The 14,034-nt window shown below is 62.3% G+C and carries 14 protein-coding genes; 5 read left to right on the forward strand and 9 right to left on the reverse strand.

The window, feature by feature from the left end; translation table 11 throughout:
* Positions 1 to 12 precede the first annotated feature (12 nt).
* From ribBA to PSUB009319_RS08920, 9 genes are all read right to left on the reverse strand, one after another.
* Entirely contained in the window at positions 13 to 1,152 is a 1,140-nt protein-coding gene (gene ribBA / locus PSUB009319_RS08880; protein WP_124381943.1) for a bifunctional 3,4-dihydroxy-2-butanone-4-phosphate synthase/GTP cyclohydrolase II, read from the reverse strand.
* A gap of 127 nt (positions 1,153 to 1,279) precedes the next feature.
* Positions 1,280 to 1,933 (reverse strand): riboflavin synthase, encoded by a 654-nt coding sequence (locus PSUB009319_RS08885; RefSeq protein ID WP_124381863.1) that lies wholly within the window; start codon positions 1,931 to 1,933, stop codon positions 1,280 to 1,282.
* A 6-nt stretch (positions 1,934 to 1,939) separates the two neighbouring features.
* Positions 1,940 to 3,052 (reverse strand): bifunctional diaminohydroxyphosphoribosylaminopyrimidine deaminase/5-amino-6-(5-phosphoribosylamino)uracil reductase RibD, encoded by a 1,113-nt coding sequence (gene ribD, locus PSUB009319_RS08890; RefSeq protein WP_124381864.1) that lies wholly within the window; start codon positions 3,050 to 3,052, stop codon positions 1,940 to 1,942.
* A gap of 20 nt (positions 3,053 to 3,072) precedes the next feature.
* Positions 3,073 to 3,636 carry a Tfp pilus assembly protein FimT/FimU gene (locus PSUB009319_RS08895; protein WP_260392917.1) on the reverse strand — a complete coding sequence of 188 codons (564 nt, stop codon included), beginning with the start codon at positions 3,634 to 3,636 and terminating at the stop codon, positions 3,073 to 3,075.
* Positions 3,624 to 4,013 (reverse strand): type IV pilin protein, encoded by a 390-nt coding sequence (locus tag PSUB009319_RS08900; RefSeq protein WP_124381865.1) that lies wholly within the window; start codon positions 4,011 to 4,013, stop codon positions 3,624 to 3,626. Before PSUB009319_RS08900 ends, PSUB009319_RS08895 begins: the two co-directional genes overlap by 13 nt.
* Entirely contained in the window at positions 4,013 to 5,821 is a 1,809-nt protein-coding gene (locus tag PSUB009319_RS08905; protein WP_124381866.1) for a pilus assembly protein, read from the reverse strand. The genes PSUB009319_RS08900 and PSUB009319_RS08905 overlap by 1 nt, the downstream gene beginning before the upstream one ends.
* Positions 5,818 to 6,432 carry a pilus assembly protein PilZ gene (locus tag PSUB009319_RS08910; RefSeq protein ID WP_260392918.1) on the reverse strand — a complete coding sequence of 205 codons (615 nt, stop codon included), beginning with the start codon at positions 6,430 to 6,432 and terminating at the stop codon, positions 5,818 to 5,820. Before PSUB009319_RS08910 ends, PSUB009319_RS08905 begins: the two co-directional genes overlap by 4 nt.
* Positions 6,426 to 7,295, reverse strand: a complete 870-nt coding sequence (locus PSUB009319_RS08915) for a PilW family protein (RefSeq protein WP_260392919.1) — start codon at positions 7,293 to 7,295, stop codon at positions 6,426 to 6,428. The genes PSUB009319_RS08910 and PSUB009319_RS08915 overlap by 7 nt, the downstream gene beginning before the upstream one ends.
* A 61-nt stretch (positions 7,296 to 7,356) precedes the next feature.
* Complete coding sequence (locus PSUB009319_RS08920; protein WP_124381868.1) at positions 7,357 to 7,548, reverse strand: prepilin-type N-terminal cleavage/methylation domain-containing protein; 192 nt, start codon at positions 7,546 to 7,548, stop codon at positions 7,357 to 7,359.
* 630 nt (positions 7,549 to 8,178) lie between these two features.
* Here PSUB009319_RS08920 and PSUB009319_RS08925 point away from each other — a divergent pair.
* The 5 genes from PSUB009319_RS08925 to PSUB009319_RS08945 are packed head-to-tail and all read left to right on the forward strand — an operon-like array spanning position 8,179 to position 14,033.
* Positions 8,179 to 8,730 (forward strand): Tfp pilus assembly protein FimT/FimU, encoded by a 552-nt coding sequence (locus tag PSUB009319_RS08925; RefSeq protein WP_260392920.1) that lies wholly within the window; start codon positions 8,179 to 8,181, stop codon positions 8,728 to 8,730.
* Positions 8,721 to 9,278 (forward strand): prepilin-type N-terminal cleavage/methylation domain-containing protein, encoded by a 558-nt coding sequence (locus PSUB009319_RS08930; RefSeq protein WP_124381869.1) that lies wholly within the window; start codon positions 8,721 to 8,723, stop codon positions 9,276 to 9,278. Before PSUB009319_RS08925 ends, PSUB009319_RS08930 begins: the two co-directional genes overlap by 10 nt.
* The gene (locus tag PSUB009319_RS08935; protein ID WP_124381870.1) at positions 9,275 to 10,018 is read left to right on the forward strand and encodes a PilW family protein; all 744 of its coding nucleotides are present in this window, start codon (positions 9,275 to 9,277) and stop codon (positions 10,016 to 10,018) included. The genes PSUB009319_RS08930 and PSUB009319_RS08935 overlap by 4 nt, the downstream gene beginning before the upstream one ends.
* Positions 10,015 to 10,605, forward strand: a complete 591-nt coding sequence (locus tag PSUB009319_RS08940; protein ID WP_124381871.1) for a PilX N-terminal domain-containing pilus assembly protein — start codon at positions 10,015 to 10,017, stop codon at positions 10,603 to 10,605. Before PSUB009319_RS08935 ends, PSUB009319_RS08940 begins: the two co-directional genes overlap by 4 nt.
* Positions 10,602 to 14,033 carry a pilus assembly protein gene (locus PSUB009319_RS08945; RefSeq protein WP_374704188.1) on the forward strand — a complete coding sequence of 1,144 codons (3,432 nt, stop codon included), beginning with the start codon at positions 10,602 to 10,604 and terminating at the stop codon, positions 14,031 to 14,033. The genes PSUB009319_RS08940 and PSUB009319_RS08945 overlap by 4 nt, the downstream gene beginning before the upstream one ends.
* The last annotated feature ends 1 nt before the right edge of the window (position 14,034 follow it).

Consider the following 14,034-nt stretch of genomic DNA (forward strand, 5'->3'; position numbering starts at 1 on the left):
GCCGCGAGAAATTTAATGCGTGGCGGTGGATGAAGCCGATGTGACGTCCGGCGCATCTGCCATCGACTGATACGCGGTCACTTCCAGATCGTAGCCAGTCATGCTCGGCAACTTGAGCGGCGAGGCGAGCACACGCATCTTGCCCACGCCCACCTCTTTGAGGATTTGCGCGCCGATACCGTAGATGCGTGGATCGGGTTTGGTGCGCGGGCGCTCGTGCGGTGCGTCCAGCGCGGTGAACTGGGTGAACAGGCGGTCTGCCGAATCGCCGCAGTTGAGCAGCACGACTACGCCGGTCGGGGCGGCTTGCACGGCGCGCAGGGCAGCGGGCACGCTCCACGAGTGCGTGGTGCGCTGACATTCCAGCAGATCGAGCACCGATAGCGGTTCATGCACGCGCACCAGTGTCTCGGTGTCCGGCGTGGGCGTGCCCTTGACCAGTGCCAGATGGGCGCGGCCGGCAGCGCGATCGCGGAAGGCGACAGCGTGGAACGTGCCGAACTGCGTTTCCATCGTGCGCTCGCCGACGCGCTCGACGATGCTTTCGGTGCGGCTGCGGTATTGGATCATGTCGGCAATCGTGCCGATCTTCAGGCCGTGCTTCTTGGCGAACTCCACCAGGTCCGGCAAGCGCGCCATGGTGCCGTCGTCCTTCAGGATCTCGCAGATCACGGCGGCGGGGGTCAGGCCCGCCATCGCGGTCAGGTCGCAACCGGCTTCAGTGTGACCTGCGCGCATCAGCACGCCACCCTTTTGGGCGCGCAGCGGGAAGATGTGGCCCGGATTCACCAGGTCAGCCGGTTTGGCGTTCTTGGCGGCGGCCACCTGGATGGTGCGTGCGCGGTCGGCAGCGGAAATGCCGGTGGTCACGCCTTCGGCGGCTTCGATCGATACGGTGAAGTTGGTGCCGAACTGCGTACCGTTGCGGCTGGCCATCATCGGCAGGTCGAGCTGGTCGCAATGCTCTTCTGTGAGCGTCAGGCACACCAGGCCGCGCGCGTGCGTGACCATGAAGTTGATGGCTTCCGGCGTGACGAAGTCGGTCGCCAGGATCAGGTCGCCCTCGTTCTCACGGTCTTCCTCATCGACCAGGATGACCATTCGGCCGGCGCGGATTTCGGCAATGATTTCTTCGACTGTGGCGATCGACATGGCGTAGCAGGGGTGCGCGCCGCCGGCCAACTCCCGCAAATCTGTCATGTTGGGGGCCGTGCGACTGCGTAAATGGGAAGCCCGCTATTGTACGCCAAGGTGGCCCCAAGCCAGTGGGGCCATCGGCTCAAACCGCTGCCAGCGGCCGGGCGCCCACGGGCAGGCCGATGGCGGCGTGGGTGAGCATGCGTTCCACGTAGCGGGCGATCAGGTCGATCTCCAGATTGACCTGGCAGCCGGCCTTCAGGTGCTTGAGCGTGGTGACCGCCACCGTATGCGGGATCAGGTTGATCGAGAACTCGCACCCGTCAGCGTCGTCGCGCACCGTGTTGACGGTAAGCGACACGCCGTTGACCACCACCGAGCCCTTGTAGGCCAGGTACTTGCCCAGGTCGGCTGGTGCGCGCACGCGCAATTCGTGCGATTCATTGACTGGCGCGAAATGCGTGACTGTGCCCAGGCCGTCCACGTGGCCCGACACGAGGTGCCCGCCAATGTGGTCGGCCAGCCGTAGCGCTTTCTCCAGGTTCACTTCACCGGGGCGCTCCAGCCCGACTGTCTTGGACAGCGATTCGCGCGAGACGTCCACGTCGAAGCGGCTGTCTGTCTTGGCGACGACCGTCATGCAGGCACCCTGAATGGCGATCGAATCGCCCAAGGCCACGTCCGCCAGCGGCAGGCCGCCGGAGTCGATGGACAGGCGCACGCCTGCATCGGCGTTGTCGCCCAGCGGCGTGACGGTTTCAATACGGCCGATGGCGGCGACGATTCCGGTGAACATAAGCAATCAATCCGTCGGGTTGCGGCGCGCCAGGATGCGGAGGTCGCCCCCGACGCGCGAGATATCGTGAAAGAAGAATTCGGCCGCGCCTTCCAGCGTCTGCAGCGGCCCCATATTGAACATGCCCTGGCCCGAGCCAAGCACCTTGGGCGCCAGATAGACGAGGATCTCGTCGACCAGCCCCTCGCGCAGCAAGGAGCCGTTGAGCTTGAACCCGGCCTCGACGTGCAGCTCGTTGATTTCGCGGCGGCCCAGCTCGCGCAGTACTGCTGCCAGATCGACCTTGCCGGCGGCATTGGGCAGGAGGATGACCTCGGCGCCGCGCTCGCTCAGTGCGCGCATGCGGCGGGCTTCGGGCTGTGCGGCAAAGATCAGTGTCGGCTCGTGATGACCATCCGTCGTGAGGATGTGCGCGTCGAGTGGGACGTCCAACGCCGAATCGATGAGCACCCGGCGCGGCTGACGCGGCGTGTTGACGGCGCGCACGGTCAGACGCGGGTTATCTTCGCGCACCGTGCCGATGCCGGTGAGGATGGCGCAAGCGCGAGCACGCCAGCGGTGGCCGTCGTTGCGGGCTTCGGTTTCTGTAATCCATTGGCTGATGCCGTTGTCCAGCGCCGTGCGGCCATCCAGCGATGCGCCGACCTTGACGCGCACCCACGGCGTGCCGCGCGTCATGCGCGAAACGAAGCCAATATTCAGCTCACGCGCCTCGCGCTCCAGCAGGCCGCAGCGCACGTCAACGCCGGCGTCACGCAGCTTCTGCAAGCCGCGTCCGGAGACGGCGGGGTTGGGGTCTTCCATGGCCGCCACCACGCGGGCAATGCCGGCTTCAACCAGGCGATCCGCGCAGGGTGGGGTGCGGCCGAAGTGGCTGCAGGGCTCCAGCGTCACATAGGCGGTGGCGCCGCGCACGTCCTGGCCGCGGGACTGGGCATCCTTGATGGCCTGGATTTCCGCGTGGTCCTGGCCAGCGGGCTGCGTGTAGCCCTCACCGATGACGGTATCGTCACGCACGATCACGCAGCCCACACGCGGGTTGGGCGTGGTCGTGAACAGGCCTTTCTCGGCCAGCGCCAGGGCGCGCTGCATCATGGCGTGGTCGAAGTCGGAGAACATGGGTGTGACGCGGGGTTGAGTTACGGATCGTGATTGGAGGCTTGGCAATTGCTGCTGCGGTTCGCATCTGGGTCGCAGATGCGAGGGCGGCCAATTCTGTTGATCCGCACCAGACGGGTATGCCGCCCGCTCGAGACCGTTACCGTGGTGCCGGTAACTTCGGTCATCCGTGAGTATCCCACAGCCGCGTAGGAAAGCGTGCCGCGCGGCACGCTGAGCCGCACTACCGGCACGGTCGGCAATGAGACGGAGACCAAGACTTCTTTTCCGGATGCGCAAGCTGCCCCGGGCGTCGTTGTCGTTGGCAGAACGGTCAATGCCCAACCGCTGGCCCAGCCTTGCGAGGGTTCTCGCGGGCTGACTTGCGTTTGGGCATGCCGATGCTGTGCTGTCCTTTGGGCCAGAGAGATTGTGCTGGCCAAGCGTTCAGCGAGCAGGATGACAGTCTCGCGCTGCCAGCGGTCAATGACTGATCGCACCGCCATCACGGCCAGCACGGCAACGATGGCAAGCACGATCACCAGTTCCAGGAGCGTCACGCCTGCTTGCCGGATGGCTTGCGCGTGCCGTGTCATGGCCAGCATGTGGAGTTGTGCGGCTCGCGCTCGCCGGTGCTGCGAAGAACGAGGTTGCCGCAGACCTTGTCGGGTTGACCGGGCTTTGCGACCACCTCGATGCATTGGTTGCGCGGTACGCTGATGCCTCTGCTCGCGCATGGCTGCTCGGTGATGATGTAGCCATCCACATACGGCATCGGTCCAGGGGTGCCTTCGTACGTTCCTGTGCTCGCGTGCCTGAGTTCCAACTGCGACAGGGCACCAACCAGCGCTGCGCGTGCTGCTGCGCGATGCTTACGCTGCCAGTACGCAGGCCAGTTCGACGCTGCGACAAACGTCAGCGCCCCAGCGATGGCCAGTACCGCCATCAACTCCATCAGGGTGAATGCCCGTGCGCGTCGCATCAACGTGCTCCGGCCTCGGTCACTTCACGCCAGCTCAGTCGACCGAGTTGGCGTGTATAGGTGCGCGATTCAAGCTTGCGAATGTGCTCGCCATCAAGTTGCCACAAGACGGTGTGCGTCGCCTGTGTGGTCGTGCCGCTGGGCATCCGGGCTGGCGGCGCGCTTTGCACGGTGATGAGCGGCATCCCCATGACGACCTGACCCGTTCGGCCATCTTGGCTGGCGGGAAGGCCAGTATGCGCATCCAGCAAATAAGTGCGTTTGCGGCCAGCTGCGTCGTGTGTGCTAAGCAGCAGGCTGTTCAGGCCGGCGGTGGTCAGGTCGTCCGGTACTTGGCTGGCAGGCAGGTCGATGCGCCATCCATTTGCCGTGCTGCCGCTTCCAGGCTGGATGACCACGCCATCTGCGACTTCGCTGGCGCTCAGGCCCGCGAGGCTGTCGCGTGAGAGGTTGCGCACCGTGATGTTGATATCGGCGACGCCATACAGCGTGGCATGGCCATCGGTGCCGACTGCGGTGAAGACGAGCAGCGGACCGCCGGCGGTGGCCGCCAGCAGGATCGGGCTGAGGACACGCTGAATGGAGCCGCTGCGCGAGGTGGCTGTGAAGAACGGCGTGCGTCGCTCGGTATCGTTGGTTCCGAGTGCTTGCGACCAAGGTGGCGCGCCGGTCAGATCGAAGCGCCAGATTTGGCCATGCCTGTCTGCGGCGTAGGCAAACGTCGCAGTCCCCTGCAGTCCTAGCGCCACGGCGGGGGCACCAAGGCCGCCACGGCTTGCAACCGGAGGCACGCGGATCGTTTGCGCCGTGCCGGGTTGGTCCAGCGCCAGCAGCAATAGACGGCTTTCCACGCGCGCATCGCCCTCGCCGTTGCCGCTGATTGCGAACCAGCGGCGCTGCCCGTCGCCGCCGTTATTCAGCGGGAGGATGGGGATGGGACCTTCGACATGGCCGACGGTCGAGTCGTCGCTGGCGTCATAAGCGAGCAAGGGTGGCGGCGTGGAAGAGCCGGGATCACTGACGTCGACCAGAAATAGGCCCGAACCCATGGTTCCGTTGGCGCAGGCGATGAGCGAATGCCATTGTTTGCCGATCAACGCATCGGCAGCGAAGGGCCGGCTGCAGATCGGTGCTGGTATCGGTTGCCCAGGTGAGGCATTGCGTGCAGCCGCAGGCAGGACGGCGTCAGGCATGACGGCGAAGCGTTCCACGCCGGAGAGCGCATCAAAGCCATGCAGCATGCCGTCGTTTGCGCCGATGTAGGCCATCCATGGCCTGCGTGCGTGCTGTTTGCGAAATGGCTCGTGTCCTGCATCCAGTGTGAAGCCGGGTGGACCGAGCAACTGTACGCGTGCCCCGTGCATGGCGCCCAACACCGATGTGCGCGGCCGCAGCCCGGGATGGTTGTGCTCGTGCAGCCGCGTGCCGCGCAGATAATCGACGCGCTTGGCGCCAGATTCGTCGCTCGTGTCGATTGCAGCTTGCTGGGTGGGCGACAACGCTGACCAGTGCAGCCGGACCGGTTTGCGGGTGCGGCCATCGCCGTGGAAAGTCCACAGCTGTCGCGCATCCGGCGATGCTGCGTCAAGCAGGCGACTTGCTTCCCAGAGGTCCGCAGGCGCGGGCGCATCGAGTGTGGCCAGCGTGGGCAGAAACTGCATCGCACGGAGCCGGCCGCTCCAGGCATCGTCGCCGCGCGCGATAACAATGTGAGTCGGTAACTGACCGGCAGGATGGTCACTGTTGGCGGCGAGCGTGGAGCCGGTCAGCGCAGCCGCGATCCCCAGACAGATGCGACGTGCCGTCATGGCTCGACTGCCCGGGGTCGGTAGACCGTTTGCAGCATCACGTTGACGTGATGGTCCACGCCAAAGCCCGCAGCAGTCACCCGAAAAAGCGCGGGTGCGCGCGCCGCACCAGCGTGCATCCATTGGCCCGGCAACGCGTCGGGAATGGGCTCGATGACATAGCGAGCAGGCTTCGCGCTGCGCCCATCCCGCTGAGCAGTTGTGGTGAGCGCCACTGCATTTACGTCGCTTTCGATCAAATGGGCGAGCTTGGGCGCGGACTGGCCCTGCAGCGGCCAGCACAGGCCCAGTTCTGCGCCTTCCCCGCAACGGCCTGGTTTGAAGCCGGCCAAGGTGGCGGGATTGAGCGCAGCGACGCGCGCGTCGTCTATCGCAGCGTTGCAGCTCCTGGGCGTTGGCGAGCGGGTAGCGATGGCAAGCTCGCATTCGGCCGCCGCCAGCGCGGCCTCAGCTTCGTGCAGAGCCAGTGCGTAGTCCGCAGACAGGACGGAGCGGCGGACGTGGTCCTGCACCAGTTGCAAAGCAGTGACCATCAGCAGGCTGATGATGATCAGCGTGCCGGTGACTGCGATGATCGAAAAACCTCGCTCCCATGGTTGCTGGTTCAGCACGCGTCGGCCTCGCAGCGCAGTGGGTTGCGTACGGCGAATGTGGCGGTAAAGCGCGCGCGGTGGCGGCGCGGATCCTGGGGGCGGAATTCCAGGTCTTCCGTTTGCGCGTCCGGTGTGGGCTCGAGTGCGGGGAACAGGGGGATGTTGTCGGAAGTGGGCGGCCTGATCGCGTAGCGATCACCGCGTACCACGATCGCCACGTGGACGCGTCGCACGCGATGCCAGTCGCTGTCCTGAATGGCGCGTGCTGATACGGGTACGGCTGTGGCGGGCGTCGCTGGGCTCTGGTCAAGGGTGTAAAGGATCTGAAGCGTTTCGACGCCGCGGACCAAGCCGAGGGCGTCTCCTTCTTCGCGCGGATTGTCGCGGTCAAGGGATTTGCATCTGAGCTCCAGCTCTCTATCCGTTGTGTTTGGGCCCACAAACAAAAGGACGTAGCCTTGGCGCGGGTCTTCGCCATCGATGCGCTCGGGCACGCCGTAGCCACCGCAGTCGAGTGTGGCGCCATCGCTGCTTGAACTGTTCGCCCCCGTGCTGCGGCCGGCGAAGCGAACCAATAAGGCATCGCTACGCCTTTGGTTGCCGCCGCTGCATTCGAAATGGGGCAGCACGTGGGGTGGAGTGCCACAGTCATCTTTACCCTCAAGCGATGGCGATGCACCCGCATCCGGCCAGCGGCGCGCTGAAGAAGAGGCTGGTGTATCGGTAATCCACCCCGCTTGATGAACTGCGCGGCCGATCAATTCGAGTGCCTGCATGGCGCGGTCCTCGATCAATGCTTCGTCGGCCAGCCGGTGATAGCGTGCTCGCGCGATCAGCATCAATTGCAGTGCGATGCCCAACACCATCAGGGCGATGATCATGCCAACCAGCGATTCGACCAGCGACGAGCCGCGCGCGGGCCGGGCGAGGGTGCGTGGCATTTCAGCGGGTTTCTGTCTGGTCGACCTGGGTGCGGGCGCTGACGCCGAGTTGGGTGGCAGCGTGGCTAGTTGCCTCGAGCTGGTCGAGCGCTCGGAACATGGCAGCCGCGCCGAGTGAGAGAACGGCCATGGCGACGAGGGATTCGATCAGGATGGCGCCGTGTTGGCGGTTGATGTGATGGCGGACAGGCATGAATCGGCTGACACTTGGGAAGCTGCTCAAGATAGTGTGAATTTGGCCGTATAAGTGTCATATCTGGTCAATACCCTCTCGAAGCGTCGAGCCCCATCAATTGCGGGCTGTGATGAATCGTTGGTTTTTCACCAACACAGGCCTTCCCGAATCTTGCGGTTGAAGGAGGGGGTTGTTGACACTTTTTGACTAATTCCCCACTATTCCGGGGATGCATCTGCCTGGGCTGTTTTGTGCTGCGCAGATGATCGCGTTCACGGGGGTCGAACGCGAACCATCGTAGAAAAACTCAAATCAGTTCCAAATCAGCAGCGCGCGCGAAATCGATTGCGTCGTGACTGCCGCTAAAAAAATAGTCGGGGGTTCGAGTCATGCTTAACGGGATTTCGCCTTTTGGGCGATGTGGGTTTCTGGTCAGTCGTTTGTTGTACTGACATGGCGGCAGCGGTCCGCAATCACCTTACCGCGCCTCAACTTCAATCGTCACGCAACCACGGGTCTGAGTACCACGGCGAGCGGCGTGGCGAAGGCGTCGGCGTTCGCGCCGGCAATGTGTCGTGTCACAGCCAAATTGATACAGATATGTCGCACGCGAATGGGCGAAGCGGCGTGCGGGGGCGCGCCGATTGCATGCGTTCGAGCCGCATCCAGGGCGTCTCGCTGGTTGAGTTAATGGTGACGCTAGCGATCGTGGCCATCCTGGCGGTGGTCGCGACGCCATCGTATGTGGGGCTGACGCAGCGGACGCGGTTGCAGGCCGAAGCCAGTTCTTTGGTCAATGATCTGCAATTTGCCCGCAGTGAGGCAATCAAGCGTGGGCAGCCGGTCAGCCTTTGCCCATCATCCAACGGCACTGCGTGCAATACGACCAATACCAGCAATTGGGAAGCCGGCTGGATCGTCTTCAATGACATCAATGGGTCGGGAACAACCGATTCCACCAGCGACGTGCCGCTGCGCGTTCGCGCCGCGCTTCCGAGCGGTGATACCTTCAGGCCGACTCCGGCGGCTTCGGCGGTAACGTATAACCGCGATGGTTTTGCGACCAATTTGACGAATGGCACCGTCACCATGACGTTGCATACCGCGGCGCCAGTCAATGATAGTGCGACGCGCTGCGTGGCGATCAATATTGTCGGACGGCAAGTCGTGCAGAAGAAGGGGACCGGCTCATGCAACTGAGTATGAGGCGCCGTGAGGCCGCCGGGTTTTCGCTGATCGAAGCGCTGATCACCATGGTGGTGGTGGGCGTGGGCCTGCTCGGTCTGGCGAAAATCCAGGCGGCTGCGGTGGGCAACACGCAGATCTCGCGTGTGCGTTCGCTGGTGGCTTTGCAGACAGAAAGTCTGGCAGCGGCCATGCATGGGAATGGCGCCTTTTGGGCGGCCGGTGGTACGGCTCCGGCGACATTCAGTGTGAGCGGCACGACCGTTACAGATACCTCCAACGTGTTGAACCAGACGTTGACCGCCGGCATGTGCCGGTCTGGGAAGCCCTGCACGCCGGCTCAATTGGCTGCTTACGATGTTCAGCAGTGGGCGAGCACGATGAATGCCAATTTCCCGGGCTATTCCGCCACGGTCAATTGCACAACGACAACGGGTGTGCCGGTGAGCTGCAACATCACAGTGAACTGGAACGAGAAATACATCGCGGTCAACAATACGACAGCTGCGTCTGGTGTGACCACGGCGTCTACCCAGAGCTTCACCGTCTACGTCCAGCCATGAGCGCCAAAACAATGACTCTCCGGATGCGATCGGCGCGCAGGCAGGCTGGCACGAGTCTGGTTGAGATCCTGATCGCCATGGTGATCGCGCTGTTCATCATGAGTGGCGTAGTGGTGGTGTTCGTGAACATGCAGAAGACCTTCACGAGCCAGGATCAGCTTGCGCAGTTGCAAGACAATGAACGACTGGCGCTGACCATCTTTACCAATGTTGTGCAGCAGGCCGGGTATTTCCCCAATCCGACCGTCAACACGGCGCTCTCGGCATTTCAGGCGACCGGCTCGTTGGCGGCCGGCCAAGTGATTTCCGGTACCTCGGGTGCGACATCGGGCACCGATACGGTGACAACGCAGTTTGCGACCGCCAGCGGTGACGGCACCATGAACTGCCTGGGGCAGACCAACACGAGTGGCGCTCAGCAGGTCTACATCAACACGCTGTCTGTCAACGCGAACAACGAGCTGCAATGCGCGATGACGCTTGTTTCCAGCGGTGTAACGACCACCGTACCGCTCGTGAGTGGGGTCGCCGGGCTGAGCGTAATGTACGGCACCGACACCAACAGCAATGGCTATGACGACGCCTATCTGACGGCCGCTCAAGTGGCGGCGTCGGGCTATTGGTCACAAGTCCATACCGTTCAAATCACCCTGACGTTTACGACACAGTTTGGTAACCAGGTTGGGCAGGCGCAGAGCACAACGTGGGTGCAGAACATCAGCCTAAAGAATCAGTCATGAGCATGACGATGCGTTTTTCCAGAATGCCGGGTCGCGCTGAACGTGGATACACCCTCGTCGTCGGACTGCTGTTGCTGGTGGTACTCACTCTGTTCGCTATCGGCATGTTCCGCAGCTTCGGTTTGCAAGAGAAGATCGCGGCCAACACGCGCGACAAGCAGCGTGCGCTCGAGGCAGCGCAGAGCGCCCTTCAGTACGGCGAATGGTGGCTCGGACAGGGCAACGGGTCGACTGGTATCCCGTGTACGGGCGTCAACAGCGGCAATACGCTCGCCAATATGCGGGTATGCAGCACAGCATTGGCCACGCCTTCCACTTTGCCTTGGGGCGTTGGATCCACCTATTTGCCGCCGTTTATGACGGCGAACGGCGGTGGCGGCATGGCTGGTGCGAGTTCACCGGCTGGAGATATCAACTACGCGGGCGTCCCAGGCTTGTACATCAACTACATCGGCATGAGTCCGAACGGGCTCGCGCAGCTTTACCAAGTCACCGCCTATGGTTTTGGCGGTGATGCAACGACAGCAGCAGTGGTGCAGAGCACCTATCGAATCAGTTCTGGCGCCAAGGATCTGGGGCAACAGTGATGAAAACAATTCAACGAGTTGGCTTGCTGGCGACTGCTGCGTTACTGCCGAGTATCGCCAGGGCGCAGTTGGTGATCAGCGACACCCTGACGGGCGCATCATCTTCGTACAACTGGCAGGCCCTGAACGGCGCCTGTCTGACTGCGGGTAATGGCAGCGGTACGATTCCGGCGTGCTCAGGACTTGACTACTACAGTGGCAAGACGCTCGTTGGCGGTGTCAACGGCAAGCTTCCCGATGCGGTGGGTTCGGGCGCTCTGCGCCTGACCAATGGCGACACGACTACAGGTAGCAACGGTAACAACCAGACCGGCGCTGTCGTTTCCAACTTTACCTTCCCGACCAATCAGGGTTTGCAGGTGACGTTCACGACGGTGACGTATGGTGGCAATGCCTACAAAAATAATGCGAGTTCGAACAATGCCTCGGGTGCGGACGGTGTCAGTTTCTTCTTGGCTGATGGCGCGCAACCGCCGACTGTTGGTGCGTTAGGCGGGAGCTTGGGTTACAGCTGTTCCAATGGCAACCCGACATACGACGGTGTACAGGGTGGCTACATTGGCTTGGGGATTGATGAGTTCGGCAACTTCTCGAACGCTGGCGATAACACCAGTACGGGTCCTGGCCAGATCCCTGGCCGGATTAGTCTGCGTGGTGCGGGCAATACCAACTGGGCAAATTTATCAAACAAATATTCGCAGTACTATCCCGCGTCGGGCATGAGTACGACGCAATCCAGTGCTGTGCAGAAGACGTGCCGTGCGGGCTATCTGTACAACTTCAGTGGCGACTCGGTGCAGGACGCGAATGGCAACTGGATTGCCGATGGCGCCAAGACCACCGAGAAAATTCCCTATAACTACAACTACATTTCGGGCGACACGCTCAGCAGTAGCGTGACTCTGTTCAGTCAGGAGGCGGCAGGGAAGAACGCGGCGGGAGGCAGCAACGCAGTGCGCGGGAATGCTACGCCCATTACCTACGCACTCAGCATCACGCAGGACGGTTTGCTGAGCCTGTCGTATAGCGTGAACGGTGGCACTGCACAGCCGGTGATCACCAACCAAAGTATCACCGCATCGAATGGGCCATTGCCGGCTTCGTTCCGCTTCGGCTTCTCCGCTGGTACGGGCGGCGGCAGCAACGTGCACGAAATCACTTGCTTCAAGGCTGCGCCGGTAGGACAAGCCAACAGTTCTGCTGGTACTAACGTGCAGCAGTCGGCTCGGGTCGAAGCAGGGACTCAGGTCTACCTGGCCTACTATCACCCGACCAACTGGTGGGGTGAATTGACCGCGCAAAATCTGGTGATGGATCCGACCACGGGCATTGTCTCCATCGCGACCAATGCCAATTGGAACGCCAGTTGCACACTGACGGGCGGCGCCTGCCCGGCCATCGGTTCGACTTCAACGGTGACGGCGCAAGCCCCGACAGCACGAAGCATCTTGACCTGGAATGGCTCAAGCGGCATTCCCTTTCAATGGTCGAATCTCACGTCTGCACAAAAGAATGCGCTGGACAGCAGTTCGGCCAGCGCTACCAGCAGCCCTCGTCAACTCTACCTGCGCGGTGACCGCACCAAGGAGGTCGCTAACGGCGGGGCCTTCCGCACCCGTACGGGCGTGATGGGCGACATCATGAACTCCAGCCCCACCTGGGTTGGTGCGCCGTCGGCGCCTTATAACGGCCCGTGGGTGGACGCTCTTTACGCAGCAGCTACGCCGTCCGAGCCGGCGGGCAGCTATGCACTCTTCAAGACCAACAATGCGCAGCGCGCGAACGTGGTGTACGTTGGCGCAAACGACGGAATGCTGCATGGCTTCCGCGCGGGTGGTTACGACTCCAACGGCACGTTCACCACGGCGACCACTCCGAACGACGGGCTGGAAGTGCTGGCATACATGCCAGCGGCGGCCCTGAACACCATCTACAACACCAACGGCAAACTGGACTTCAGTTCCGCTTCGTACGCACACAATCTGTACGTAGACGCGACTCCCGGCACTGGCGAGCTTTACTACAACAATGCTTGGCATACGTGGCTGGTTGGTGGGCTGGGCGGCGGCGGCAATGCCGGCGGCGCCATCGCTGACAACACTACCGCAGGTACGGGCGCCATCTATGCGCTCGACATCACCAACCCTGCCAACTTCAATGAGAGCAACGCCAGCTCTCTGGTCCTCGGTGAATGGACGCCCTCGACCCTCACCTGCTCCAATGTCACCAATTGCGGTAACTATTTGGGCAATACTTATGGCACGCCCGTCATCCGCCGGCTGCACAACGGCAATTGGGCCGTGCTGTTCGGTAACGGTTTGAACAGTGCAAGCGGATCGGCGGGTCTGTACATCATGCTGGTGGCCAGCAATGGCACTAAGTCGTTCTACTACCTCGACACCAAATACGGCCCCAGCCAGGACCCTCTGAAGGCGAACAGCAAGAACGGCATTGCCTACGTAACGCCGGCGGACTTCGATGGCGATCACATTACCGACTACGTCTACGCAGGCGATGCGTTTGGCAATGTCTGGCGTTTCGATCTGACATCGCAGAATCCGGCATCGTGGAGCGTCTCCTCCGCGCCGATATTCTCCACCCCCACAGGTCAGCCGATTACCAGCAAAGTGGCGGTTGCCGCTATTCCGGGCAGCGGCACGGGCGCGCCACGCGTGCTCGTCAGCTTCGGCACCGGCCAGGTCTTCCCGGTAACGCAGACCAGTGCCGCCGCATATTCGAGCAGCACCGCGCAGTCGCTATATGGTGTCTGGGATTGGAACATGAACGCCTGGAACAGGATTGCGCCCGCGGCAGCGGTCTACGCCACCCTGACAGGACCGCAGACAGTGACGGCGTCCACACTGCAAACGCAAAGTATCACCAGCACCTCCGTCAGTTCGGGCACGACACCGTCTTACCGGACCGTGAGCAACAACAAGATCTGCTGGGCGGGTTCTACCGCATGTGGTAACAGCGGCACCGCCAATACGCAGTTCGGCTGGAAACTCGCGTTGCCCAGTACCACCACGGGCTCGGGTTCGAGCGCTGTCACTAACTATGAACAGGTCGTCTACAACCCGACGCTGGCTTATGGCATGTTCATCGTTAACACGACCGTCCCTGGCACGCAGCAGGTTCTGTCTTGTACGTCTACACCGGCTTCTGGCTACACCATGGCCATTTCCGTTGCCTCGGGGGGCGCGGGCACTGCGTCGTTCTTCGGTGACAACAACAACAATTTCCCGACCCTCAATGGCGGCATCGTCAGTGGTATCGGCTTGAGCGGCACCGGCACGCCGTCAATTGTGACCGCCAACAAGCTGCCGTATCTGGTGCAGCAGACAGTGAGCGGTACGGGTACGGTCAACCAGATCAATCCAAGTGCCGCCGGCGTTGGCTCGCGCATGACCTGGACCAAACTGCGTTGAT

This window comes from Ralstonia sp. SET104 (assembly GCF_003851545.1).
In the GTDB taxonomy this organism is placed as follows: Bacteria; Pseudomonadota; Gammaproteobacteria; order Burkholderiales; family Burkholderiaceae; genus Ralstonia.